Source organism: Thermostichus sp. MS-CIW-40 (assembly GCF_054058315.1).
On record NZ_JBSSAC010000003.1, the window covers coordinates 79,592 to 102,604 of the forward strand.

General features: G+C 59.4%; 20 protein-coding genes. 8 read left to right on the plus strand and 12 right to left on the minus strand.

Annotated features, from left to right (window positions below; translation table 11 throughout):
* Nucleotides 1–2: 2 nt before the first annotated feature.
* The 3 genes from ACVWXF_RS02095 to ACVWXF_RS02105 all read left to right on the plus strand — a co-directional run bounded on the left by ACVWXF_RS02095 (nucleotide 3) and on the right by ACVWXF_RS02105 (nucleotide 3,702).
* Nucleotides 3–893 carry an LmeA family phospholipid-binding protein gene (locus ACVWXF_RS02095; RefSeq protein WP_457473502.1) on the plus strand — a complete coding sequence of 297 codons (891 nt, stop codon included), beginning with the start codon at nucleotides 3–5 and terminating at the stop codon, nucleotides 891–893.
* 224 nt (nucleotides 894–1,117) lie between these two features.
* A complete protein-coding gene (locus tag ACVWXF_RS02100) occupies nucleotides 1,118–2,707 on the plus strand; it encodes a hypothetical protein (protein WP_457473503.1) in 1,590 nt (529 codons plus the stop codon).
* 77 nt (nucleotides 2,708–2,784) lie between these two features.
* The gene (locus ACVWXF_RS02105) at nucleotides 2,785–3,702 is read left to right on the plus strand and encodes a methylenetetrahydrofolate reductase (protein WP_457473504.1); all 918 of its coding nucleotides are present in this window, start codon (nucleotides 2,785–2,787) and stop codon (nucleotides 3,700–3,702) included.
* Here the strand turns inward: ACVWXF_RS02105 and dapB are convergent.
* The 6 genes from dapB to rpsL form a co-directional block, all read right to left on the minus strand.
* Nucleotides 3,699–4,559, minus strand: a complete 861-nt coding sequence (dapB, locus tag ACVWXF_RS02110) for a 4-hydroxy-tetrahydrodipicolinate reductase (RefSeq protein ID WP_457473514.1) — start codon at nucleotides 4,557–4,559, stop codon at nucleotides 3,699–3,701. The genes ACVWXF_RS02105 and dapB overlap by 4 nt on opposite strands.
* A gap of 121 nt (nucleotides 4,560–4,680) precedes the next feature.
* Entirely contained in the window at nucleotides 4,681–4,998 is a 318-nt protein-coding gene (gene rpsJ, locus ACVWXF_RS02115) for a 30S ribosomal protein S10 (RefSeq protein ID WP_011432557.1), read from the minus strand.
* A 126-nt stretch (nucleotides 4,999–5,124) separates the two neighbouring features.
* Nucleotides 5,125–6,354: an elongation factor Tu gene (gene tuf, locus ACVWXF_RS02120; RefSeq protein ID WP_414343112.1), complete on the minus strand. Its 1,230-nt coding sequence runs from the start codon at nucleotides 6,352–6,354 to the stop codon at nucleotides 5,125–5,127.
* 31 nt (nucleotides 6,355–6,385) lie between these two features.
* The gene (gene fusA / locus ACVWXF_RS02125; RefSeq protein WP_011432555.1) at nucleotides 6,386–8,509 is read right to left on the minus strand and encodes an elongation factor G; all 2,124 of its coding nucleotides are present in this window, start codon (nucleotides 8,507–8,509) and stop codon (nucleotides 6,386–6,388) included.
* A 153-nt stretch (nucleotides 8,510–8,662) separates the two neighbouring features.
* Complete coding sequence (gene rpsG, locus ACVWXF_RS02130; protein WP_011432554.1) at nucleotides 8,663–9,133, minus strand: 30S ribosomal protein S7; 471 nt, start codon at nucleotides 9,131–9,133, stop codon at nucleotides 8,663–8,665.
* An 83-nt stretch (nucleotides 9,134–9,216) separates the two neighbouring features.
* Nucleotides 9,217–9,624: a 30S ribosomal protein S12 gene (gene rpsL / locus ACVWXF_RS02135; protein ID WP_011432553.1), complete on the minus strand. Its 408-nt coding sequence runs from the start codon at nucleotides 9,622–9,624 to the stop codon at nucleotides 9,217–9,219.
* Nucleotides 9,625–9,827: 203 nt separating this feature from the next.
* Here rpsL and ACVWXF_RS02140 point away from each other — a divergent pair, with 203 nt between their 5' ends.
* The gene (locus ACVWXF_RS02140; protein WP_457473505.1) at nucleotides 9,828–10,532 is read left to right on the plus strand and encodes a ComF family protein; all 705 of its coding nucleotides are present in this window, start codon (nucleotides 9,828–9,830) and stop codon (nucleotides 10,530–10,532) included.
* Here ACVWXF_RS02140 and ACVWXF_RS02145 read toward each other — a convergent pair.
* The 3 genes from ACVWXF_RS02145 to ACVWXF_RS02155 all read right to left on the minus strand — a co-directional run bounded on the left by ACVWXF_RS02145 (nucleotide 10,510) and on the right by ACVWXF_RS02155 (nucleotide 13,552).
* Nucleotides 10,510–11,535: an HD-GYP domain-containing protein gene (locus ACVWXF_RS02145; RefSeq protein WP_457473506.1), complete on the minus strand. Its 1,026-nt coding sequence runs from the start codon at nucleotides 11,533–11,535 to the stop codon at nucleotides 10,510–10,512. The genes ACVWXF_RS02140 and ACVWXF_RS02145 overlap by 23 nt on opposite strands.
* Nucleotides 11,536–11,729: 194 nt before the next feature.
* Nucleotides 11,730–12,635 carry a prohibitin family protein gene (locus tag ACVWXF_RS02150; protein ID WP_457473507.1) on the minus strand — a complete coding sequence of 302 codons (906 nt, stop codon included), beginning with the start codon at nucleotides 12,633–12,635 and terminating at the stop codon, nucleotides 11,730–11,732.
* Nucleotides 12,636–12,748: 113 nt separating this feature from the next.
* Nucleotides 12,749–13,552, minus strand: coding sequence for a prohibitin family protein (locus ACVWXF_RS02155; RefSeq protein ID WP_457473508.1), 804 nt, complete (start codon nucleotides 13,550–13,552; stop codon nucleotides 12,749–12,751).
* A 236-nt stretch (nucleotides 13,553–13,788) separates the two neighbouring features.
* On the opposite strand from ACVWXF_RS02155, the gene ACVWXF_RS02160 reads away from it, so the two are divergent.
* Nucleotides 13,789–14,064 (plus strand): hypothetical protein, encoded by a 276-nt coding sequence (locus ACVWXF_RS02160; RefSeq protein WP_238376900.1) that lies wholly within the window; start codon nucleotides 13,789–13,791, stop codon nucleotides 14,062–14,064.
* Nucleotides 14,065–14,145: 81 nt separating this feature from the next.
* Here ACVWXF_RS02160 and ACVWXF_RS02165 read toward each other — a convergent pair whose 3' ends face one another.
* Nucleotides 14,146–15,339, minus strand: coding sequence for an RNA-guided endonuclease InsQ/TnpB family protein (locus ACVWXF_RS02165; RefSeq protein WP_457473509.1), 1,194 nt, complete (start codon nucleotides 15,337–15,339; stop codon nucleotides 14,146–14,148).
* A 203-nt stretch (nucleotides 15,340–15,542) separates the two neighbouring features.
* The gene (locus ACVWXF_RS02170; protein WP_457473510.1) at nucleotides 15,543–17,819 is read right to left on the minus strand and encodes a ComEC/Rec2 family competence protein; all 2,277 of its coding nucleotides are present in this window, start codon (nucleotides 17,817–17,819) and stop codon (nucleotides 15,543–15,545) included.
* A gap of 271 nt (nucleotides 17,820–18,090) precedes the next feature.
* Here ACVWXF_RS02170 and cphA point away from each other — a divergent pair, with 271 nt between their 5' ends.
* The 3 genes from cphA to ACVWXF_RS02185 all read left to right on the plus strand — a co-directional run bounded on the left by cphA (nucleotide 18,091) and on the right by ACVWXF_RS02185 (nucleotide 22,301).
* On the plus strand, nucleotides 18,091–20,787 hold the full coding sequence (cphA, locus tag ACVWXF_RS02175; RefSeq protein WP_011432546.1) for a cyanophycin synthetase: 2,697 nt from the start codon (nucleotides 18,091–18,093) through the stop codon (nucleotides 20,785–20,787).
* Nucleotides 20,788–21,109: 322 nt separating this feature from the next.
* Complete coding sequence (locus tag ACVWXF_RS02180; RefSeq protein ID WP_011432545.1) at nucleotides 21,110–21,310, plus strand: hypothetical protein; 201 nt, start codon at nucleotides 21,110–21,112, stop codon at nucleotides 21,308–21,310.
* Between the two features lie 124 nt (nucleotides 21,311–21,434).
* A complete protein-coding gene (locus ACVWXF_RS02185; protein ID WP_457473515.1) occupies nucleotides 21,435–22,301 on the plus strand; it encodes a prepilin peptidase in 867 nt (288 codons plus the stop codon).
* 269 nt (nucleotides 22,302–22,570) lie between these two features.
* Here ACVWXF_RS02185 and ACVWXF_RS02190 read toward each other — a convergent pair whose 3' ends face one another.
* Nucleotides 22,571–22,945, minus strand: coding sequence for a DUF6883 domain-containing protein (locus ACVWXF_RS02190; RefSeq protein ID WP_414330567.1), 375 nt, complete (start codon nucleotides 22,943–22,945; stop codon nucleotides 22,571–22,573).
* Between the last annotated feature and the right edge of the window lie 68 nt (nucleotides 22,946–23,013).

Consider the following 23,013-nt stretch of genomic DNA (forward strand, 5'->3'; position numbering starts at 1 on the left):
GCTTGTCGTTGCTCCTGAGGTATCCAGTGCTGCTCACGTCTTGCCATCGGCCTGCTCCAGATCCGTCTCCTCTCGAAGCCCAATCGGCAGCCTGTCGCCGCCAACGGCTCTCGCAAGCGGGGCAGCGGCTAGGGTTTGCTCTGCTGCTCAGCCTACCCACCATGTTTTGGCCTTGGCCCGGATTTGCCCAAATTGCCGGATCCCTCCTCAGCCCTTTGGTGGCGGCTTGGATCCGTTCTGAGGTGCAGAGGGTCGATAACCTGCAAGTGCAAATTGTCGGCTCTGACGCCCAGATTTTGAATGGGCAGATCCCTCAAGCCCAGGTGTCGGGAGACAACCTCAGCTATCAAGGCTTTCAGATCAGTCATCTGCGGCTGCAGGGCCAGGATATTCGCCTCAATGTGGGCGAAGCCATCCAAGGACGGAGCCCACTGCGGCTATTGGCCCCTGTGCCGGTGCAGGTGAGCTTGCGCCTTACCGAGGAAGACCTGAACCGCACCCTCCAGGCTCCCCTCATCCAAGCCCAACTGGCTCAGGCCCAGGTGCAGTTGCCTGTTGGGGGCCAAGTGGTGCCTTTTCTTATCCGCCAGCCTCAGGTCACGCTGGAACAGGGTCGGCTGCGCATCCAGGCCAACTTAACCACTCCCGAAGGGGTGGAAGCGCCGGTGACGGTGCTGACCGGCCTAGAAGCCCAAGGTCCCAACCGGTTGCGGCTGGTCAATCCCCTCTGGGTGAGCGAAGGCCAAGAGATCCCCATCCCCGGCCTGGCCGATTTCCCCATTCAGTTGGATCCCGGCGTGCGCATCGACCGCTTGGAGGTGCAGCCCGGCCAAATCCTCTACGAAGGGATCCTGACCATTTACCCAGAAGTCGCAACTGTGCCGCAGGGATAGTTCGCCTGGGCAGGACGGAGACCTTTCCCGTTCAGCAACGGGTGTGATCGGGATCAATCTCAAAGGGTGTGCCTCTGGGCGAGGATCCCTCTAGCAACCGGAGGGAAAGGGATCTTGCTGGCCGTTTGCGTTGGTGCCCCGTCGGGAACCGCACCGTCCACAAGACGAGAGCGGCATCGACTCCCTTCGGTAGCCGGGCAGGAGTGGTGTATTGAGGTGAGATCATGATCCAGCCATCCAACTGCAAACTCGACCCCTGGGTCGCGGTAGCGGTGCGGAGCACTTGCGGCTGGGCGCTGCCCCTGATCTTGTCGGTCGTTTTTTTGGGGGGCTGTGCTGGCGACCCAGTTTCCACGGTGCCTCTGGACGGCACGGCTGCCGGCACCCGCACGGCCACTCCTGAGGGCCGAACCTTCTCCGATATCTCGCCCGGTCGGGAGCCCCGTCTGAAGCATCTTTGGGCCAGCTTTGTCATCAGCCCCCAGCAATTGCAATCCGCCCGCGAGGCTTCTGTCTCTCTCCATCCGCAGGCCATTTTTCCCTGCACCGACTGCGAAAGCCTGCCGGGATCCCCGCCCCCCACTGCTTCCCCCGCTCCAGGCACCTACCGATCTGACCAGCTCACCTTCTCCTTCCGGGTTGAGCCCAATGAGACGTCCACCCGCCTCAGGGGTAGCTTTCACCTGGATACCACCACGCCTCTGATCCACCCCGGCGCAGGGGTGCGCTTGGTAATCCAACGGGCTTTCTGGGGGGAAGACCCGCTGGAACCGCTGCCACCTCCCCAGGACTTTCACCCTCAGCAGATCATCCGAGGCCAGTTCCAGGAGCGCAGTTGGATCCTCCCTTTCTCCCTGCCGCATCCCCCTGCCGGTGAGGTCTTGCCGCCGCTGCGGCTGGAGGTTGTTCTCACCTCGCCAATCCCACCTGACTCTGCCCCCTTTCAACGGGGTAGGCCGCTGCCGCCGCCTCCGGGCCGGCTATATCACGGGGCTGCTTGGCCGGGCATTCCCACTTGGGATCAGCTCTTGTCCTACCGCCAGGCCATTGGTCAACCCCCCGCCTGGGCAGCCGTGGATCACCTCTGGGATCCCCGCCAGGACTTTCCGCAGCAGTTGGCCAGTCGCCTGCGGGAAAGCGGCTCAGTCCCCTACCTGCGCCTGCGGCTGGATCCGGCCCAACTTTCCGCCTTGGCCAATGGGGATCACGATGAGACCTTGCGCTCTTGGGCCCGCGGGATCCAGCGCTTTGCCACCCCCATCATCCTGGCCGTCGTCGTTGGCGACGGGGATCCCGAACGCGCTCGCGGTAGCGGTGGGGAGCCCCTTGGTGGGACGGAGTCCTCGCTGCAACAACGGGCTTACCAACACCTGATGCAAACCCTGCGCTCTGTTCGCGTTAGCGGGACGGAGTCCCCGGCCAATTTGCTCTGGGTGGTGGAGCTGGACGGAGAAGATGCAGAGGCCGTGTCCGCCTGGGCTAACTTCCCTGGGATGGACTGGCTGAGCCTAGCAGGGGATCCCGCCGCTTTTGAACCGCTGTACCGCCGCCTTGAGGCCCTCAACCCGGAAGTGCCTGTGGTGATCCGCGGGCCAGCCCTGGGCTCGGAAGCCTCTCAACCGCTGCTGGAAGGTCTGGAGGCGCAGCGCTGGCCTCAGGTGATCGGCTGGAGCTGGACTTTAAGCCCGGACGGGATCCCTCCTGCAGCCGCACAAGATTGGCGGCAGCATCTGCAACAGGGGGATCCCAAGATATGGCTGGGGGAAATGCGGGTGCAGCCCCCGCCCAGCCCCCTTCCCTCGCCCAAGCTCTGAGAAAGGACGACCTGTCTGGAAAAACCTCCTGGAAAAGTCGATAATAAGCCAGCCGTTTTACCTTTCCTTCAGGAATTGTGGCCCTGATCCCCTCATCACCTCCCCTGTCCCGCTTCGCCCAGGCCATCCAGCGGGGGGAATTTCTGCTCACCGCCGAGATCACCCCCCCCAAGGGATCCGACACCAGCACCCTGCTGTCTTTGGCCCAGCAGCTCAAGGGGCGGGTGCATGCCATCAACATCACGGACTCCAACCGAGCCATGGCCCGCATGAGCCCGTTGGCGGCCTCGGTGCTGTTGCATCAGGCGGGTGTTGAACCGATCCTGCAGTTGGCCTGTCGGGATCGCAACCGTCTGGCCCTGCAAGGGGATCTGTTGGGGGCCTCAGCTCTCGGCCTGCGCAATGTGTTGGCCCTCACCGGGGATCCCATCCACATCGGCGATTGCCCCGATGCCCGCGCCGTGTTCGATCTGGAATCGGTGCGCCTGCTGCAGCTTATCCAACGGCTGAACAACGGCCTAGATTGCAATGGCAAACCTCTCCCGGATGGGGGCACGCATCTGTTGGCAGGGGCAGCGGTAGAACCCCAATCGGGCAGCTTTTCCGGCCTGGAGCGGCGCTTCCACCGCAAGCTGGAAAACGGGGCCCAATTTTTCCAAAGCCAGATGGTTACCGACTTTGAGCAACTGGAGCGCTTCATGGATAAGTTGGGCCGTCCCGCCGGCAAGCCCATTTTGGCCGGCATCTTTTTGCTCAAATCGGCCAAAAATGCCGAGTTTATCAACCGCAACCTGCCAGGGGTGCAGATCCCAGACGGGATCATCCGGCGGCTGGCCAACGCCGCCCACCCCCTCGAAGAAGGGATCCGCATTGCCGCCGAACAGGTGCGTCAGGCCCGCCAGATCTGCCATGGGGTGCATCTGATGGCCGTCAAAGCCGAGCACCTCATCCCCCGCATTCTGGATGAGGCCGGGATCCCTCCCCTGACCCACTAGCTCAAGACCTGCTCCAGCCCGTAGACCAAACCTTTGAGCTGCAGCACCTTGCGGATCCCCAGGATCACCCCCGGCATAAAAGCTATCCGATCCGTGGTGTCGTGTCTCAACGTGAGGGTTTGCCCCATCCCACCAAAAATGACCTCCTGGTGGGCGATCAACCCCGGCAGACGAACGCTGTGAATGGGAATGTTGGGGCCAGAGAGCCCTCCCCGCGCACCGGGGATCAGCTCTTTTTCTTCCACTGAGGACTCCGTCCCGCTGTCGCGAACGGGCGGATTAAAGGTTTTGCCCAATTGTCCCAGCCGTTGTGCCGTCTGTAGAGCCGTGCCGCTGGGGGCATCCGCTTTGCGGTTGTGGTGCAGCTCGATGATCTCAACGTGGTCAAAATACTGCGCCGCCTGCAGGGCCATCTGCTGCAGCAAAATCATGCCGATGGCAAAATTGGGCGCGATTAAACAGCCCACACCCGACTTGTCCGCCAGATCCCGCAGCCGCTCCACCTGCTCCGGCGTCAGGCCCGTCGTCCCCACCACCGGGCGTACGCCAAAGGCAATGGCCGAGCGAACATGTTCAAAGGCCGACCGAGGATGGGTAAAATCCACCATCACGCCGCGGTTGCTCCGCTGCGACAACCTCAGCAACTGCCCCGACAAGTCATCGGTAATCTCCACCCCCAGGGATCCCAGGCCCAGCACCTCGCCAATGTCCAAGCCCAATTGCGAGCGGGCCACCGCCCCCACCAACCTCATGTCGGGCGTCTGGGCAACGGCTCGCACCACCTCTCGCCCCATTTTGCCCAAGGCCCCCACCACCAAAACCGGAATGGGGGATGTAGCCGCTTCTGGAGCTGTCAACTCCTGAAAGTCCTCCCCACTGCTATCGTGGTCAACTGGATCAACCGATGTCGTCACCCGCTGCCACCCTCATCCAAGCTCTACGCAACAACTGGGAAGGAGAGGGATCCCTGCAGATCCATCACAGCTTCACCTCAATATCTACTCCTGCCGGCAGATCCAGCTTCATGAGAGCATCGATGGTTTTGGAAGAGGGGGAATAGATGTCGATAATGCGCCGGTGGGTGCGGGTTTCAAAATGTTCCCGCGAGTCCTTGTCGATGTGGGGGGAACGCAGCACACAGTAGATGCGGCGCCGAGTAGGCAAAGGAATCGGGCCAACCGGCACGGCGTCGGTACGACGAGCCGTATCCACGATTTTGTCGCAGGAAGTATCCAGCAGCCGATGATCGTAAGCCTTCAGGCGGATACGAATTTTCTGTTGAGTCAAGGTAGGCATGGCCGGAGAGCAATCCAGAAAAAGGGGGACTCAAAAAAGCTGGCAGGGAAAGTGCTCCGCGCCACTATCGCAACTGAGTTGGTCTGGGGCCGCCAGCACTCAATCCCTGCCGAGAAAAAGCAGCTCTTACTTCAGGATCTTGGAGACAACACCCGCTCCGACGGTACGGCCACCCTCGCGAATGGCAAAGCGCATCCCCTGCTCAATGGCGATGGGCTGGATCAGCTCCACCGTCATCTTAACGCGGTCACCAGGCATCACCATCTCCGGCTGGGATCCGTCATCAGCCGTGAAGGAAGAGATGGTGCCGGTTACATCGGTGGTGCGCACGTAGAATTGGGGACGATAGCCGGCGAAGAACGGCGTGTGGCGACCTCCTTCTTCTTTCTTGAGGACATACACCTCAGACTCGAAGCTGGTGTGAGGAGTAATGGTCTTGGGCTTGGCCAGCACCATGCCGCGCTCCACTTCGTTCTTCTGAATGCCCCGCAACAGCACACCAACGTTGTCGCCGGCGATCCCTTCGTCGAGGGTTTTCTGGAACATCTCCAGGCCGGTAACGGTGGTAGAGCGAGTTTCTCGCAGGCCCACCAGTTCCACCGTTTCGCCCACCTTGATGCGACCCCGCTCGATCCGGCCCGTGGCCACCGTGCCCCGACCAGTAATCGAGAAGACATCCTCCACAGCCATCAGGAAGGGCTTGTCCACATCCCGCTCAGGCGTGGGAATGTAGGAGTCCACCGCATCCATCAGCTCATAAATTTTGTCCACCCAAGGATCTTCGCCCCGCTGGGTTTTGGGGTTGGCGGTCATTCTTTCTAGGGCTTTCAGCGCCGATCCTCTGATGATGGGAACGTCGTCGCCGGGGAAGTCGTATTTGGAGAGAAGCTCCCGCACTTCCAGCTCCACCAACTCCAGCAGCTCTGGATCGTCCACCATGTCTGCCTTGTTCAGAAAGACCACCAAGCTGGGCACCCCTACCTGACGGGCCAACAGGATGTGCTCCCGTGTTTGGGGCATGGGACCATCAGCTGCAGACACCACCAAGATGGCCCCATCCATCTGAGCCGCGCCTGTGATCATGTTCTTCACGTAGTCGGCGTGGCCGGGACAATCCACGTGGGCGTAGTGACGGTTGGCAGTCTGATACTCGACGTGGGCGGTGTTGATGGTAATGCCGCGAGCTTTTTCCTCTGGCGCTGCGTCGATTTCATCGTACCGCTTGGCTGTGGCCTGGCCCAAAGCGGCCAAGGTGGTGGTGATGGCAGCCGTCAGGGTGGTCTTGCCGTGGTCAACATGGCCGATGGTGCCAACGTTGACATGGGGTTTGGTGCGTTCAAACTTAGCGCGTGCCATGAATCGTCACTTCCTTTTTGGTTTCAGTCAGCTACTCATTTCCTTTATTTTTGGCAATGATGGCTTCGGCGATACTGCGAGGAACTTCCTCGTAGTGGCTGAACTCCATCGTGAAGGTGCCTCGACCCTGGGTTTTGGAGCGAATGTCGGTGGCATAGCCAAACATCTCCGCCAAGGGAACTTTGGCATTGACTTTGGTAATGCCGCCTTCTGTATTCATCCCCTCCATCTGGCCGCGGCGGGCGTTGATGTCCCCGATGACATCTCCCACAAAGGCTTCAGGGACTTCCACCTCGACCTTCATCATCGGCTCCAGCAGGGTAGGGCTTGCCCTGCGAGCGGCCTCCTTCAGAGCCATCGAACCGGCGATCTTGAAGGCCATTTCGCTGGAGTCCACCTCGTGGTAGGAGCCATCCACCAGGGTGGCGCGGATGTCAATCAGGGGATAGCCCGCCAGCACACCGGATTCGCAGGCTTCTCGGATCCCTTGCTCGGCTGGCCCAATGTATTCTTTGGGCACAACGCCACCCACAATTTTGGAAACAAACTCAAACCCTGTACCCGGCTCCGCCGGCTCTAGGTCGATCACCACATGGCCGTACTGGCCACGGCCACCGCTCTGGCGAACAAACTTGCCTTCCACGCGGCTGACCGGCTTGCGAATGGTTTCGCGGTAGGCCACCTGTGGGTTGCCAACATTGGCTTCTACGTTGAACTCCCGCAGCATCCGATCCACCAAGATCTCCAGGTGCAGCTCGCCCATCCCAGAGATAATGGTTTGATTGGTCTCGGGATCCACAGACACGCGGAAGGTGGGATCCTCCTTGGCCAGGGCCTGCAGGGCCTTGGAGAGCTTATCGATATCGGCTTTGGTTTTGGGTTCTACCGCTACTGAGATCACCGGCTCTGGGATGAACAGTGACTCCAGGATCACCGGCGCATTTTCGTCGCAGAGGGTGTCCCCAGTAGTGGTGTCCTTGAGGCCCACCACAGCTCCCAGATCTCCTGCCCGCAGCTCATCCACGTCCAAGCGTTCATCGGCCTTCAGCACCACCAACCGCGAAATTCGCTCCTTCTTGTTCTTGGTGGAGTTGAGCACATAAGTACCTTTGGTCAACACCCCCGAGTAGACGCGAATAAAGGTGAGATCCCCGTACTTATCACTCATCAACTTGAAGGCCAGGGCGGAGAAGGGCTCATCGTCGCTGGCACGGCGGGACACTTCTGAGCCATCTGGCAGCACCCCCTTGATGGCCGGAATATCCACAGGCGAGGGCAGGTAATCCACCACTGCATCCAGCAGCATCTGGACTCCCTTGTTCTTGAAGGCAGAGCCACACAGCATGGGCACAATTTGGCCGCTGATCGTGCCTTTGCGCAGACCCGCCATCAAGTCGGCTTCGCTCAGATCTTCTTCGGCGAAGTACTTTTCCATCAGAGCTTCGTCCGTCTCGGCCACTGCTTCCACCAGCTTGGCCCGATACTCTGCCACGAGATCTTTCATCTCCTCAGGGATGGGGGCCGGACGAATGTCTTTGCCGATCTCATCCATATAAATGCGGGCTTGCATCCGCACCAAGTCAACAATGCCGCAAAACCCGTCTTCGGCACCGATGGGCAGTTGGATGGGCACAGCATTGGCCTTGAGGCGCTCCCGGATCTGGTTGTAAACCTTGAGGAAATTGGCCCCCATGCGATCCATTTTGTTGACGAAGGCAATGCGGGGCACATTGTAACGATTGGCTTGCCGCCAGACGGTCTCAGACTGAGGCTGCACGCCGCCCACCGAGTCAAAGACGGCGATCACCCCATCCAGCACCCGCATGGAGCGCTCAACTTCAATGGTGAAATCGACGTGCCCAGGAGTATCGATGATGTTGATGGTGTACTCCGGTGCGCCGGAGAGGGGCTGGGAAGGATTTGCGGGATCCCGCTTAGTCCAACGGGTGGTGATGGCCGCAGCGGTGATGGTGATGCCCCGCTCCCGCTCCTGGGCCATCCAATCGGTGACCGCAGTTCCGTCGTGAACTTCGCCAATTTTGTGCACCAGACCGGAGTAGAAGAGAATCCGCTCTGTGGTCGTGGTCTTGCCAGCATCGATGTGAGCCGCGATGCCGATGTTTCGGACTCGTTCTAGGGGAACTGTGCGTGCCACGTCAACCTCCCAATCCTCGTCGCCCTGCGACTTGGGCAAACTAAAAAATCCTTTACAATTCTAATCTTTTTTGCCGATTTTTCTCCACCTCGCTGGAACTCGGGCTGGGCAGAACAGGGATCCCAAAAGTCTCCACTGCTCCGCCAGGCTAGTTCAGTAGCGGTAGTGGGCAAAGGCCTTGTTGGCCTCGGCCATGCGATGCACCTCTTCTCGCCGCCGAATGGCGCTGCCGGTTTCGTTGGCTGCATCGATCAGCTCATTGGCCAACTTGGCGGCCATGGTGCGACCTGGACGAGTGCGCGAAAAGGTCACCAACCAGCGCAGCGCTAGGGAAGTGCCCCGCTCTCCTCTCACCTCCACAGGCACCTGATAAGTGGCTCCGCCCACCCGGCGGGCTTTCACCTCCACCAGTGGGGTGGCGTTGCGAACAGCATTTTCCAGCAAGGGCAGTGGGTCTTGGCCAGTGCGCTCCCGCACAATGTCCAGAGCTTCATAGAGGATCCTGGCAGCCAGGGATGCCTTACCCCTCATCATCAACTTGCGGATCAGCATGGTAACCAGACGGCTCCCATACTTGGGATCCGGGGGCACATCACGACGAGGGGCACGGTTGCGGCGAGACATAGGAGCTGGGTTGCTTGTTCAGATGGGGATGGCAGAAAGAAAGATGACGAGTGGGATATGGAGGGTTGAGGGTGAGGGCAAAGCTATTTTTTCTTGCCAGCGGCGGCTGGAGCTTGGCCCGGCTTGGGCCGTTTCGCCCCGTATTTGGAGCGGCCTTGTTTGCGGTCTTTGACCCCTGCAGCGTCGAGGGTGCCCCGGATAATGTGGTAACGCACGCCGGGCAAATCCTTAACCCGCCCACCGCGAATCATGACCACAGAGTGCTCTTGTAGGTTGTGGCCGATGCCGGGAATGTAAGCGGTGACCTCAAAGCCGGAAGTGAGGCGAACGCGAGCCACTTTTCTCAGGGCCGAGTTGGGCTTTTTGGGCGTTGTCGTGTACACTCGGGTGCAAACCCCCCGCCGCTGTGGACAAGCCTTCAGAGCAGGGGACTTGGTTTTGCGAGCGGCAACACTGCGCTCCTCGCGGATCAGTTGCTGAATGGTGGGCATGGGCTGGCAGAGAAGGTCACGGCTTAAAATTATCCGGTTGAATTATCCGGCGATATTGAATCCTAGCAAGGCGGGATCCCAGCGTCAACTTGGGGATGGACTGCTGGGCTGTTAGCCTGGCCGAGTCTGAATTTCGGCCTCGTTCCCCCCTTGCCTCAGCTTTTTAGGAGACTCTGCACACCAGAAAGGATCCCTAGCAGACGATGGGCTGGTTAGATTGGTGGATTGTGCCTCCATGTCCGCTTTGCCGGCGCCCTGCCAAGGCCGTGTTCTGTCAAGACTGTCAAAGGCGGTTGCAGGCGGAGCGCCTTGCCACTTGGCCAGTCACCACCTCGCCTTGGCCACTTTACGCCTGGGGGATCCACCGGGGGGCGCTGCGCAGGGCCATCTATTGCCTGAAGTACGAAGGACAACGGCGCATTGGCTCGATTTTGGGAGAATGGCTGGGATCCCGCTGGGTGGAAAGCCGACAGCCGTCTTCAGGCTCCCGTAGGGCCTATGGCTTGGACTATACGGTGGTGCCCATCCCGCTTCATGCGGAGCGCCTGCGGCAACGGGGCTACAACCAAGCCGCCTTGATCAGCCAAGCCTTTTGCCAGCGGACAGGTCTGAGACATTGGCCTGAGGCTCTGGTGCGGGTGCGGGCCACAGCGGCTCAATATGAGCTCAACCCGCTGCAACGACAGCACAACTTGGCCGGGGCCTTTGCCCTGAAACAAGTTCCGGCCACACCGGTGTTGCTGGTGGATGACATCTACACCACCGGCTCTACTGTGCAAGCCGCCCAGCAGGTATTGGCCGCTGCCGGGATCCCGGTGGCCGGAGTAGTTGTCGTCGCCCAAACCCCAAAAGCTGCCTGTCCAGCCTGGCCCGGAACCCTAGCCCCTATCCCGCCTCCAGCAAATTAAAGGCCGTAACAAACATAAAGTCACAAAACTCACGCACCAAGTTCGGATCCCGCCAGCCCTTGCGGGTTTCCTCCCGCAGCACTTCCAGGGCCTGTTCGGCGGTCAGGGCGGGTTTGTAGGGGCGAGGAGAGGTCAGAGCGTCGAAAATGTCGATCACCTGAAAGACGCGGGCCAACAGGGGAATCTCTTCGCCTGCCAGCCCATCCGGGTAGCCGCTGCCATCCCAACGCTCGTGGTGGTGGCGGATGATCGGCAGCACATCCTGCATGGTGCGCAAGCCCCGACAAATGTCTTCGCCAATCAAGACGTGGGATTTCATGATCTCCCATTCTTCCGGGGTATGCTTGCCCTGCTTGCACAAAATCGCATCCGGGATCCCGACTTTGCCGATGTCGTGCAGGTAGCCGCCCCAGCGCAGGGCCTTGATCTGTTGACGAGACAGCCCCAAGTAACGGCCAAACTGTTCCCCCATGGCCACCAAGCGTTCGCAATGGTCACCCGTGATGGGATCCCGACTTTCCACGGCGCGGGCAATGGCAAACAACACCTTGGCGGCGTGATCCAGATCTTCGTTCAAGCGCTTTTGGTGGATGGATGAGCGTACCCGCGCCAGCAGCTCCACGTGATCGAAGGGCTTGGTCAAAATGTCGTCGGCCCCCACCTGCATCCCCATCAGGCGATTGGAGCGGTCGGTCAGGGCAGTGATCAGCACAACGGGGATCAGGCGGGTCAGCTCATTGGCCTTCAGTTGCCGGCAGACATCGAACCCGCTCATGTTCGGCATCAGCACATCCAACAGCACCAAGTCTGGCCGAAGCCGCTCCACAGCCTCCAAAGCCTCTTCGCCGTTGGTGGCCTCGCTCACGCGGAAGTGGGCCGACCGCAACAGCTCACCGATGTAGAGGCGGCTGCTGGCCTGATCGTCCACCACCAAAACATGATCCGCCTCCGCCAGCTTCGGGTTTAGACGGGGAAAGGGGGTGTGAGTCAGGCGGGAGTTCATGGCGGCCAAAATCTAGTCTTGCATCGAGTACGAGCTTTCCCCCTGAGTTGGATTCGGCGCAACTCTACGAGGGATCCCAGCCCAGACCCCTGGCGGTAGGATGTCAACGAACTCGAATGACATCCCTTCGCCTTCACATCTGGACACACTTTATACTCAGACTTTTAAGTCTGTACTCCGCAACTTTGCTGAACCTACTGCGCTCTTTGTAAGGCTGCCTGATGGGGATCCACATTGAGAAACACGGTGGCATCTCCCTCGACGCGGATGATGCGCAAAGGGGGCAGCGAGCCCGTCGGGTTTTGGATGCGCTCTTGCAGCTTCTCGTAGAACAGCAGATCCGCCAGTTGCGCGTTCTGCGCTGCCGCTTGTCCTTTCAGCTCAATGGCCCGCTGGTTGGCCGCCGCCAGGATTAACAGTCGCTCCGTCTCTTTTTCCTGGATCTGCGCCCGTACTGCCGCCGTCTGTGCTGTAATCGAGGCCACCTGTTTGCGTTCAATCGAGTCTCTTAAGGCTTGTGGGAAATCGGGGTTGCCCAGAAACAGGCCCTCCACCTGCACCAGAGGCAGGGTTTGGCCATCGCGGTTGACAGTAGGCATCTCTTGGCGAATCAAGTCCAGCGCTCGTTGTTCGATGGCAGCCCGCTGGCTTTTCCGGTAAAAGTCTTCCGAATCGAAAGAGGCGGAGATATCCCGGATTTTGGAGCGCACCACCGGCACCACCACCGTGGAAAGATAGTTCTCGCCGATGTTGGCGTGCAGCTCGTCCAAAGTGGCGAGGTTGGGCTTGAGGGCAATGGCCACATCGATGGCAAAGGCTTGCCCATCGGCGGTGTTCACGGTGATGGCGTTGCTGATGGCATTGGCCGAGGCAGGGTCGTTGGTAAACTCCCAAACGCGGGTGAGCACGGTGTAGGTGATCGGCGTTTCGATCCCTGGGATCCGGAAGATGACCCCCGGCAATTCTACCCGCCCCTTTTGCAGCCCGGAAAAGGTATTGAACACTACAGTGGCATGTCCGGGCAAAGTGACGTACAGGCAGGCGCGGAGCACTCCCAGGGCCGCCAAGACGGCGATCCCTCCCGCGGTTAACCAACCCACTCTGCTTTGGGGTGCTTCTCCTGTTGGATACATGGCGGCTGCTCCCGTTTTAGGGTCGGTGAGAAGAGCTGAGGAAATTGGGGACAGGCTAAAAGGATTGATTTCCTGTTGAGTTATTTGGTGATCAAAGTTTCCAGGCGGGATCCCAGTACCGCAGCTTTCACCACCTCTAGATACTGCGGATTTTGAGTGAGGGCCTGTGCTTTGGCTCGCAATTGACCGGCTTCCGCCTCCGCTTGAGAAATGATAGCGCGGGCATCTTGGCGGGCCTGCTCGATCTCAAATTGCTTTTGCGCCAGTTGATTTTCAGCAATGGTTTTTGCCTCAATGGCCGCTACGAAATCAGGATCGAAATCCACATCCCGCAGCAGAAAATCCAAAACCTCGATGCCGTATTCCTTCAGCAGAAGAGCCACCCGTTCGCGGATTTGGCCCTGGAGCAGCGGACGCTCGGTAGAATACAGAGCCTGGGCAGAAAAGCCGCTGGTCTCGTTCAGGATGACCGACCGGACGATGGGGGCGATGCGATCCAGGTAATTTTCCCCCAGTTGCGTATAGACCTTGGGGGCGTCCACAATGCGAAACTGCAGCGTCGCCTCAGCCGCAATCTGCTGCCCATCCTGAGAAAGGGCCACCAGCCGCGGCGCGTAGGCAGTCGGGTCGTTGTCCTTCCAGGTGAGGGCCTGCGTTTTTACATCGAAGGTAACCGTGCGCGAGACAAAAGGCGGCACCCAATGGAGACCAGGCTGCAAAGCCACCGGCCTTACCCCCCCTCTCCAGGTGAACACCACCATATTTTCTCCATTGCCCACCAGTCGCAGCGGCCTGCCCATCGCCACTAGGATCAATACGGCTCCGGCAAGGGTGGCCTTGGGCAACCAGCGACCAACTCGCCTTTCCCAACCTTCTGCTCGCATCTCCCCATCTCCTGCGCATGCAGCTATTCTCGCAGCTGTGGGGAAATGAGGCTGAGAAATCGCCGCTATCTTTTAAGCCTTCTACAGGGATCCCTGTCTTTATCTCCCACTATTCGCAACGATGTCGAGTTCTCTACAAAGTTTACAAAAGATTACTTCATACTTTGCAAAGACCCGTGACGGACAGGCGAAAAGGGAAGAAGATTAAGACATAATGAAGATTTGGGTTGCCGTTCATGCTGTCCATTCCCGATTACGAGCGGCGGGACATCCAAGTGCCACTCTCGTGCATCCCCGTTGCCGCCCGGGCCTTGATCCGGCAGGGGGTATCCGTCTGCTGGCGGGAAGAAAGCCTGTCTGCCTTGATTCGTCTGGGATCCAAAGGAGCCGCCGACCGAGCCGCCATTCTGCTGGTGGAAATGAGCCTCATGGGCCAACCTGAGGAGCTAAAAAGCTGGCTGGAGATGTGCTGGCAACTGCCCGCTTGTCCCAGGGAACCGCTGCAGGTGTAGGGGTACCCTCTGTGGACGAATGCGGGATCGGCTTCTGTAGCTATTCCTCTGTAGCTACTGTAAACTACCCGGCTCCGACCGCTAAGCGGTACGGAGCGGGCTTTCAGTAGCCCTGGGCCTGCTCTGCTCTACCAGAGAACAAAACAAGCCCGGACCTCCAGGCTGGTTTACGGCAGCCCCCAAGAGCGCAATTACGTTTGCACCATTCAAGTCCGCATCTCCTTCCCATCCACAGTGCCCACACTTAAACTTCTTCCCACTGCGATAGGATTGCGCAGGGTCGGGATGGATGTGCAAACACCGGTGGCAGGTCTGCGACGTGTGGGCGGGCGGCACAAGAATCAGAGGAACCCCTGCAACCCTCGCCTTGTATTCCAGAAACTGACGTAGTTGGTAGAACGCCCAACTGTTGGTTCTGCGCCGTTCGGCCTTGTTGCGCGGCTGTTGATTGACTCTTTCCCGGATCCCTGTCAGGTCTTCCAGAGCGATAGCGCTGTTGGTAGCTTTTGCCCTAGAGACAATAGCTTTGGAGATGCGATGATTGACCCACGCCTGAAAGCGCCTCTCCTTGCCAGACAGCCGTTGCAACAGTTCTCTGCATCTGCGCCGCGAACTGCGTGTGCCCTTACTGGCTTTGCGTTGGAGTACCGCCCTCAACCGGGAGTAGTGGTCTCGGACTCTGTTCAACTGCTGTCCATTCCAGTTGTCCCCCTCTGACGTATGGGCAATATCTGTCCTTCCCAAGTCCACCCCGATCACCTTGTCGGTATCTTGTTGTTTGGGTGTTTTTTCCTCTACGCAAATCTGGATGTAGTAGGAGCCATCTTTGCGCTTGATCAGCGTGGCAGCTTTTGGGTTGGAACCAGCCAGCATCCCACGCTGGTAGTTGCCAATGGCCAGTTCAAAGCGTTCTCTCCCTTCCACCGTGGCCAGCGACACCGTCCAGTCTTTTTGACGGAACGAAAAGATGCGAGCGTCGTAGGTAACAAAGCCGCTCTTAAACTCCTTGACGGGACGCTTTTTCTGCTTAGCCACTTTGCGGGAACCCGCTACCCGTCTGCACACCTGTTGAGCCAAGTTACTGGACAAGCCAAACCGGGCTCGAATCTCGTAGTAGCAAAGGGATTGCAGCTTGACCGCGTTGACGATCTTCTCCGGCGTGTTCTGGTTGACCCAGTTCAAGGCTTGGCCAAAAGCCTCCATCGTCGCGTCCAATTTGGCGGCTTGTGACGGGAACACCTTGAGCTTACAGGATATGGTCAGGACTTGGCTCATAAGTTCATTGTACTTCATCAAAGCGCATTCCTTCCGGCAGTGACCCTACGGGTACAGTGCGGGGCTCCTGCGATTTCTAGCTGAACATGTCTAAGACATCCCCCGCCGCCTTGCCCTGCTAGCCTCTCTCCCACTTTGTTTGGGAAGCTGCAAGCTTTTTTGCTCGAATTCTACTGAGTTTGTACCCCAGACTACAGCGCTGCTCAATCCAATTGTGACCTCAAGGTTTGCACTCCCCGCCGCGACCAGCTTACCGCTCCAGACCGATCGGCTACGTAGAGGGGTCGTTGTTTCTGCCGGAACCAGGTGACCACCGTCTCGCCGACAGAGCCAGAGCTGATGCCCGCCTGCACCTGAAAGCGCTCCAGGAGATCCAAAATCAGGGATCCCCCGTCCCACCACAGCCAGTCGATCTGGGCCGGCATCAGCGGGGATCCGGTTAGCTCGGCTTGCACATGGGTGCCGGCAGAGCCCAGCAGCAGCCAATGGGATCCCTCTGTTTCTAAAGTCAACACCAGGGGGTTGGTGTGGATGGCCTGTAGGCTCAACCGCTGCGACACCGGGATCCGGTCGGCAGGCTGCAACACTCGATAGGGGATCCCGGCAGCTTGCACAGCACTGAGGGAGCGCAGGTAACTTTCGGAAGCCGCATTGGCCCCTCCCCCATCCCAGAATTGCCCAATCGCGTTGGCGGGACGTACTCCTTTGGAGAAAGCCGACAGCAGGATCTCCCAGCCGCCATTGGCAGAGCCGGCGGAGGTCATGGCCACCGCCCCGTCCAGACGGCGCAGGCCCCGCTGCCGCAAAAAGGGCAACACCGTGCGTTCTGCCAAACGGGGATCCCCGCTGTTGAGCAAGAGGTGGCGCCCTTCCGCTTGAATGGCCAGGATGGGAATTCGTCCACTGGCCAGGGCGGTAATTTGGACCGGCGGCCCCGGCCACATCCTTGGACCCAGGAGGATGGCGGCCATGATCAGGGCTGTGCCCTGCCAGCGGAAAGCCTGTCGCCACCGTGGCCAAAAGGTTAGGGCCACCAGCGCCCCGTAGAGGAGCAGGCACTGGAGCAGGGAGACCCGGCCTGTGTAGTAGGAACTCAGAGGCCAGCTGGCCATCCAGTTCACCCAGTTGATTAAAGGCATGATCAAAAACGTCAAGGGCCGGGCCAGCAGGGATCCCAGCCCTGGAGAGAGTAAAGCCACAAAGGCCACCCCGAACCCCGCCACCAGCAGCGGCAGCAACAGGATCATCAGCAGGGGGTTGGCCAGCAGTGAATACGTGGGGATGCGGCCAAAGATGGCCACCTGCAGCGGCAAAGTCCAGATCTGGGCTGCCAGCGGAACGGCCAAGGCGGTGGCCACAGCCGGAGGCAAAAAGTCCAAGCGGGAAACGATGGGAGCTGTCCCCACCAGCAGGCCCAGGGTGGCGGCGAAGCTGAGCTGAAACTCCAGGTCTGTAATCCACAGCGGCTCGTAGATTAAGAGCAAAACTGCCGCCACCAGTAGCGTCCCCAGGGGATTGAGCTTCACCTTTCCTTCCAGGCGCGGCTCCGTCAGCACCACCATGGCTGCTGCCCCCATCAGTGCTGCCCGCAACACCGAAGGGCTGAACCCCGTGAGGGCGATATAAAGCCCCAGCACCGCCAGGATGATCCCCTGCTGCAGGCGCACCGCCAGCCGCCGTGTTAGGACAAACACCACCCCCACCAACAGCGACACATGAAACCCAGAGGCGGCCAGCGCATGGGCCATGCCGATTTCCCGTAAGGCATCCTGCAAGTCGAAATCCAATTGGGCGGCCCGGGATCCCAGCACCAAGGAAGCCAACAGATTTCCCTGCCGCTCTCCTAGCCCGGCGATGAACGCTTCCCGCACCCGCCGCCGCAACACCCAGCCCCCCCAACCTCTTCCCCCCGGCTGCAGGATCACCTCACGGGCGCTGAAGCCGGCAAAAGCCCCCTGGCGCTGCAGGTAGGCTTGAAAATCAAAGCTGCCCGGGTTCAAGGCCGGACTGGGAAGGTACAGGGATCCCGTCAGGCGCACCCGTTGGTTGGGGTGGAGATCCTTGTTCTGGAGGGCCTCAGGGCCGGTGGTGACGTAGAGCTTGCCGCTGACCTGGCGGGTCGTGGAGTCGGCGTTGAGCACCTGCTCTGCTCTCAGCCAAAATTGCAGCCGTTCGCTGCGGGTGGGACGAGGTTCCGAGAGGACGGTGCCCACCAAGTTCATCTGCTGCTGGGGGGCCAACAGACTGATATCCGTCGGGCCGGGAAAAGGCTGCCGCCAACCCAGGTAACCCCAAGCCAGACACCCCACCAGCCCCATCGCCAGCCAAGTGCGGGCCAAACGCAGTCGCCGCCGACACAGCAGGGATCCCGCCAGCCCCAATCCCAGCAGGATCCCCCAGCCCCACCCGGCAGCCTGGGGCCAAGCCCGCACCAGCAGGCCCAAGATCCAGCCCAACCCCAGCAGATAGGTTCTTTCCATGTGCCGCAGACCCGTCTGCCCCCCACTGTACCGATGCGGTCAAGCGGGATCCATTGCGTTGTCTTAACCTTGCTCGCCTGCCGAAAGAATTGTACCGAAAGAATTGTATTAAAGGATACTCTTTCTCGACCTTGGCAAAGGGAGTGTAGATTAGGGCTGGTCGCGCCAGCGGGATGTAGTCCTTGGCAGTTTCCTGCGCCGGCATCCTGAAAACGACCCTAAAACGACCCTAAGTTATCTGTCCCCTTCCCCGCTGTTTCCCCTAGACCCTATGCGCATCCGATCCATCCGCGTTCTCAGTGGCCCCAACTACTGGAGCATCCGTCGTCATAAGCTGATTCAAATGCGGCTTGATCTGGAAGACTTGCAGGAGCGACCCACCAACACCATCCCGGGTTTCAAAGAAAGGTTGGAGGCCCTGTTGCCGGGACTGTGGGAACACCAGTGCTCCCGCGGCTGCTATGGGGGATTCTTGCAACGGGTGGAAGAGGGCACCCTCATGGGCCATGTGGTGGAGCATGTGGCCTTGGAACTGCAGACTCTGGCCGGCATGAAAGTGGATTTTGGCCGCACCCGCGAAACCTCCACCCCCGGCACCTACAACGTCGTGTTCGAGTATCAAGAGGCAGAGGCCGGGCGCTTTGCGGCCAAAGCTGCAGTCTACCTCTGTCAGGCTTTGGTGGATGGAGAAGACTACCGCCGCGACCTAGAACTGGACATTCAAGAGTTGCGAGAGATCCGAGAGAACGTCCGCTTCGGCCCCAGCACCCAAGCTTTGCTGGACGAGGCCGCCCTGCGCGGGATCCCCTATCTGCGCCTCAACAAGGGATCCCTGGTGCAACTGGGGTACGGCGTCTACCAAAAGCGCATCGAAGCCACCACCACTGAAAAAACCAGCATCATTGCCGCCGACCTGGCCGCCGACAAGCGGGCCACCAAAGAACTGCTGCAGGACATGGGGATCCCGGTGCCCAAGGGCTATACGGTGCGTCGCCGCAGCGAGTTGGCAGCCACCATCGAGGATGTCGGGGGCTTTCCGGTGGTGATCAAGCCCCTTAACGCCAACCACGGCAAGGGCATCACCGTCAACATCACCAGCCTGGAAGCCGCCGAGATCGCCTACGATGCCGCCAGCCAATACTCCGATGTGGTGTTGGTGGAAAAGCACCTGGTGGGGGATGACTACCGACTGCTGGTGATCAACAACAAGCTGGTGGCTGTGGCCAAGCGGATCCCAGCCTATGTGGTGGGAGATGGCCGCTCCACCATTCAAGAGCTGATCGACGAAGTCAACAGGGATCCGCGGCGGGGGTTTGGCCACGAAAACGTGCTGACCCAAATTAGCGTTGATGACATGACCCTGCGTATCCTCGAAAGCAAAGGCTACACCCTGGATACGGTGCTGCCCAAAGGAGAACATTGCACCCTCAAATCCACCGCCAACCTGAGCACCGGAGGCATCGCCGTCGATTGCACCGATATCATCCATCCCTACAACGCCTTCATTGCCGAACGGGCAGCCCAGATCATCGGCCTGGATGTGGCGGGCATCGACCTCATCTGCCCGGACATTGCCCAGCCCGTCAACGAAACCGGTGGCGGCATTGTCGAGGTGAACGCTTCTCCGGGTTTGCGCATGCACCTGGCCCCCAGCGAAGGGATCCCGCGCAATGTGGCTGAGCCCATCATCGACATGCTCTTTCCCCCCGGCAGCCACACCCGCATCCCCATCCTGGCCGTCACCGGCACCAACGGCAAAACCACCACCACCCGCCTGATCGCCCATATCCTCAAAGGCATCGGCAAGCGGGTCGGCTTCACCACCACCGACGGCGTTTACATCCAAAACCATCAAATTGCCAAGGGAGACATGACCGGCCCCCACAGCGCCCGCCTGGTGCTCAGGGATCCCACCGTAGAAGTGGCGGTGCTGGAAACGGCGCGAGGCGGCATTTTGCGAGAGGGGCTGGGGTTTCCGGAATGCGATATTGGCGTGGTGCTCAACGTAACCTCAGATCACCTGGGGTTGGGGGATATCGAAACCCTAGAAGACATGGCCCGCGTCAAATCCGTCTTGGTGGAAGCGGTACACGAGCGGGGCTACGCTGTCTTGAATGCCGATGATGGTCTGGTGGCCGCCATGGCCGCCAATGTCAAGGCGACAGTGGCCTATTTCAGCATGAACCCGGAAAATCCCCTCATTCAAAAGCACATTGCTTCCGGGGGCATAGCAGCTGTCTATGAAGAGGGCCACATCTCAATTTTGAAACGGGGCTGGAAACTGCGCATAGAAGATGTAACCAAAATTCCCCTCACCCTCTCTGGCAAGGCCAGCTTCATGATCCAAAATGTGCTGGCCGCTACTTTGGCAGCCTTCCTGCACGGGGTTTCCATCGACGACATCCGCATGGCACTGGGCACCTTCACCAGTTCTGTGGCCCAAACCCCTGGTCGCCTCAACTTGTTTGATGTAGGGGGCTACCAGGTGTTGGTGGACTATGCCCACAACCCAGCAGGTTACGAAGCCATTCAAAGTACCCTGGAGCGCTGGGATTGCCAACGAAAAATTGGGGTTATCGGCGGGCCTGGGGATCGGCGCAACAGCGACCTACGAGAGTTGGGAGTCCTGGCAGCGCGCATGTTCGACCGAGCCATCGTCAAAGAAGATGATGACCGGCGAGGACGGGAACCAGGCGAGGTGGCCGCCCTGATCCGGCAGGGTTGGGAACAGGAAAAGGCAGGGGATCGTCTGCAGGAAATCTTGGATGAGGCTACTGCCATCGAAACCGCTCTGGAGAAAGCCGAACCCGGAGACCTGGTGGTGATCTTTCCGGCAGATGTGCAGCGCACCATCCAGATCATCACCCGCTTTCAAGACAAGCTCAATCCCAAACCCAGTTACCGTGGCTCCTCCTACAGCATTGGCCCAGATTTGATCTCCCCCAGCCCTGACGTCAAACTGTCTTAGGCTGGCTGCCGACAACTCCAGAGTGCTCTATGGCCTCCATTCCTGGACAGACATCGAGAATTGAGTGGGCGGAGGTGACCCATAAGTCCTCGGCGGCGATATCCTAAGTTTAGGCTGGCGGGGGCGGGTGACTTGTCTTTTGGGAAGCAGCAGGTGTTCGGCTCAGGGGATCCTCGGCTTTTCAGAAGCCTTAACCGTTCTAAAAAAGTCTGAGGGATGGCAGACAGAACTTTGGGGATCCCAAAAGGTCTAAAGACTCCGTCCCGCCGACGCGATGGGAATGTCGTTAGGGTAGTTGTGAATTTGGCAAGGAAAACAGCTCATGGACAGCGCTCTGCTTCAAGCGGCTCGCCAGATTTATCAATTTCATCTGCAGTATCGACCGGAAGTGCTGGAGCAACCTCCGCGGGGGGTAGTTATTCACCGCCGTACCCTGCGAGGGGATCTGATCTTTTCCGAGTTTCCCATTCTCTTGCCCCAGGAAACTTTTATTCCGCTGCAGCAGTTGGAGCCGCTGCGGTGAGGCACGAGGTCGGCGCTGACAGAGCAGATCCTTCCTTTTTCTGCCTTTAGGGACTCCGTCCTGCCGACGCGATGGGAATGGCTGCCATGCTCGAGGTTCTCCCCTACTGCACAACGCTCACATGATGTGGCTGAGCATGATGTGGCTGAGCAGCGCCGACGCCAACAGAATCTGGGAGCTGCGCCTGTTGGCCTGGGTGCTGGTACTGATGCTGGGGGCCTGTGTGGGCAGCTTCTTGAACGTGGTGGTCTATCGCCTGCCGCAGGGCCTTTCTCTGCTCCATCCCGGATCCCATTGTCCAAGCTGCAAGACGCCGCTGGGCCCCACGGAGAACATTCCCATCCTAGGCTGGTTGTTGCTGCGCGGTCGCTGCCGCCATTGTGGAGCGCAGATTAGCTGGCGCTACCCTGCCGTTGAGGCGTTGACAATGGGCCTGTTTGCCCTCAGCATCGGCGCTTTGGGGTTTTCTGCCCAAGGGATCCTCACCTGCGTTTTGTTGAGCTGGCTGTTGGCCCTGGCACTCATCGATCTGGATACCTTTTTGCTGCCGGAGGAGCTGACCCGTTCAGGGCTGGTGGCAGGGTTTTTGGCCCGCCTGGCTCTGCCGTGGCTGGAGGGATCCGGATCCCTGGCCGCTACAGGCCTGTCACTGGTGGAAGGGATTGCAGGAGCTGTGCTGGGCCTCTGGCTGCTGGAGGGCATTGGCCTCTTGGCCCGTTGGGTCTTGGGGCGGGAGGCTATGGGCGGGGGAGATGGCAAGCTGTTGGCCCTGATCGGCATGTGGTTGGGCTGGCAGGGGGTGGTGGTGGCCCTTCTTTTGGGTTCCGGGTTTGGCCTGCTGGCTAGCTTGCTGGCCATGACCAAGGGGCGGGCCCGCCTGGGAAAGCCCATCCCCTTTGGCCCCTACCTGGCCTTGGGTGGAGGGGTAGCGGCTCTGGCCGGATCCCAACTGGTGGAGGGCTACCTACGCTGGGCCGGATTGGTGGGGTAGAGGGAACGTCCATTCAACATTGGATACTTCATGTTTCGGGATCTATGACTTCAAACTGTTCGGGAAAAAGAATGAGATTAAAATATCGAAAACCTCCTACCAAGCTCAAATCCGGAACCGCTAAATCAACCGCATAGCCTTCAGTGGGATCTGAGTAACATTCCACAATGGATCCCTGAGTTCCAGCAGGAATAGTGGTCTCGCTGAAATACTCCTTGACATCTGCCACAGTTTTGACTCTACTGTATGGCTTGATTCTAGAAGTGGTTTTACTCATCATTGTGTACCTCTAGCCAATTGGTGACCAAACGAGGGATTAAACTTTCCTTATCAACCTGCCACACGGTCACTAAAGTGCCTTTTTTCTGATTGAGGCCCAAAATTTCAATCTTGACTCGATAGCGGCTTCCATAGGGTGTTGGAAACGGATCCCCGGCTAAGGCGCAAGGCAGAGCAGCAGTAACCTGTTGCAGAATGTGAGCAAATCCCACCCTTCTTCCCTCTGGTGTACTGACATCATAGCCAAGCTCTGCAAAGGCAATCCACTTGCCTTGATTTCCAGGATTAGCTGGATTCATAGAGTAATCAACGAACTTGGCAGGATCCACTGCTGCTTCAGAAGCCCTGGGCAAGGATCCGGCCATGGTTGCAGCTTTTGCCGACTTCACGTAAGGTCTAAGGACTCCGTCCCGCTGGCGCGAACAGTAGCCCA

Coding starts and splice junctions, on each gene's coding strand:
- ACVWXF_RS02140 (WP_457473505.1), top strand. CDS start 9,828: ATGGGCTGGTTAGATTGGTGGATTGTGCCTCCATGTCCGCTTTGCCGG.
- ACVWXF_RS02160 (WP_238376900.1), top strand. CDS start 13,789: ATGCTGTCCATTCCCGATTACGAGCGGCGGGACATCCAAGTGCCACTC.
- ACVWXF_RS02170 (WP_457473510.1), bottom strand. CDS start 17,819: ATGGAAAGAACCTATCTGCTGGGGTTGGGCTGGATCTTGGGCCTGCTG.
- ACVWXF_RS02155 (WP_457473508.1), bottom strand. CDS start 13,552: ATGCGAGCAGAAGGTTGGGAAAGGCGAGTTGGTCGCTGGTTGCCCAAG.
- ACVWXF_RS02180 (WP_011432545.1), top strand. CDS start 21,110: ATGGACAGCGCTCTGCTTCAAGCGGCTCGCCAGATTTATCAATTTCAT.
- cphA (WP_011432546.1), top strand. CDS start 18,091: ATGCGCATCCGATCCATCCGCGTTCTCAGTGGCCCCAACTACTGGAGC.
- rpsG (WP_011432554.1), bottom strand. CDS start 9,133: ATGTCTCGCCGCAACCGTGCCCCTCGTCGTGATGTGCCCCCGGATCCC.
- ACVWXF_RS02190 (WP_414330567.1), bottom strand. CDS start 22,945: ATGGCCGGATCCTTGCCCAGGGCTTCTGAAGCAGCAGTGGATCCTGCC.
- ACVWXF_RS02145 (WP_457473506.1), bottom strand. CDS start 11,535: ATGAACTCCCGCCTGACTCACACCCCCTTTCCCCGTCTAAACCCGAAG.
- rpsL (WP_011432553.1), bottom strand. CDS start 9,624: ATGCCCACCATTCAGCAACTGATCCGCGAGGAGCGCAGTGTTGCCGCT.
- ACVWXF_RS02165 (WP_457473509.1), bottom strand. CDS start 15,339: ATGAGCCAAGTCCTGACCATATCCTGTAAGCTCAAGGTGTTCCCGTCA.
- rpsJ (WP_011432557.1), bottom strand. CDS start 4,998: ATGCCTACCTTGACTCAACAGAAAATTCGTATCCGCCTGAAGGCTTAC.
- tuf (WP_414343112.1), bottom strand. CDS start 6,354: ATGGCACGCGCTAAGTTTGAACGCACCAAACCCCATGTCAACGTTGGC.
- ACVWXF_RS02185 (WP_457473515.1), top strand. CDS start 21,435: ATGTGGCTGAGCATGATGTGGCTGAGCAGCGCCGACGCCAACAGAATC.
- ACVWXF_RS02100 (WP_457473503.1), top strand. CDS start 1,118: ATGATCCAGCCATCCAACTGCAAACTCGACCCCTGGGTCGCGGTAGCG.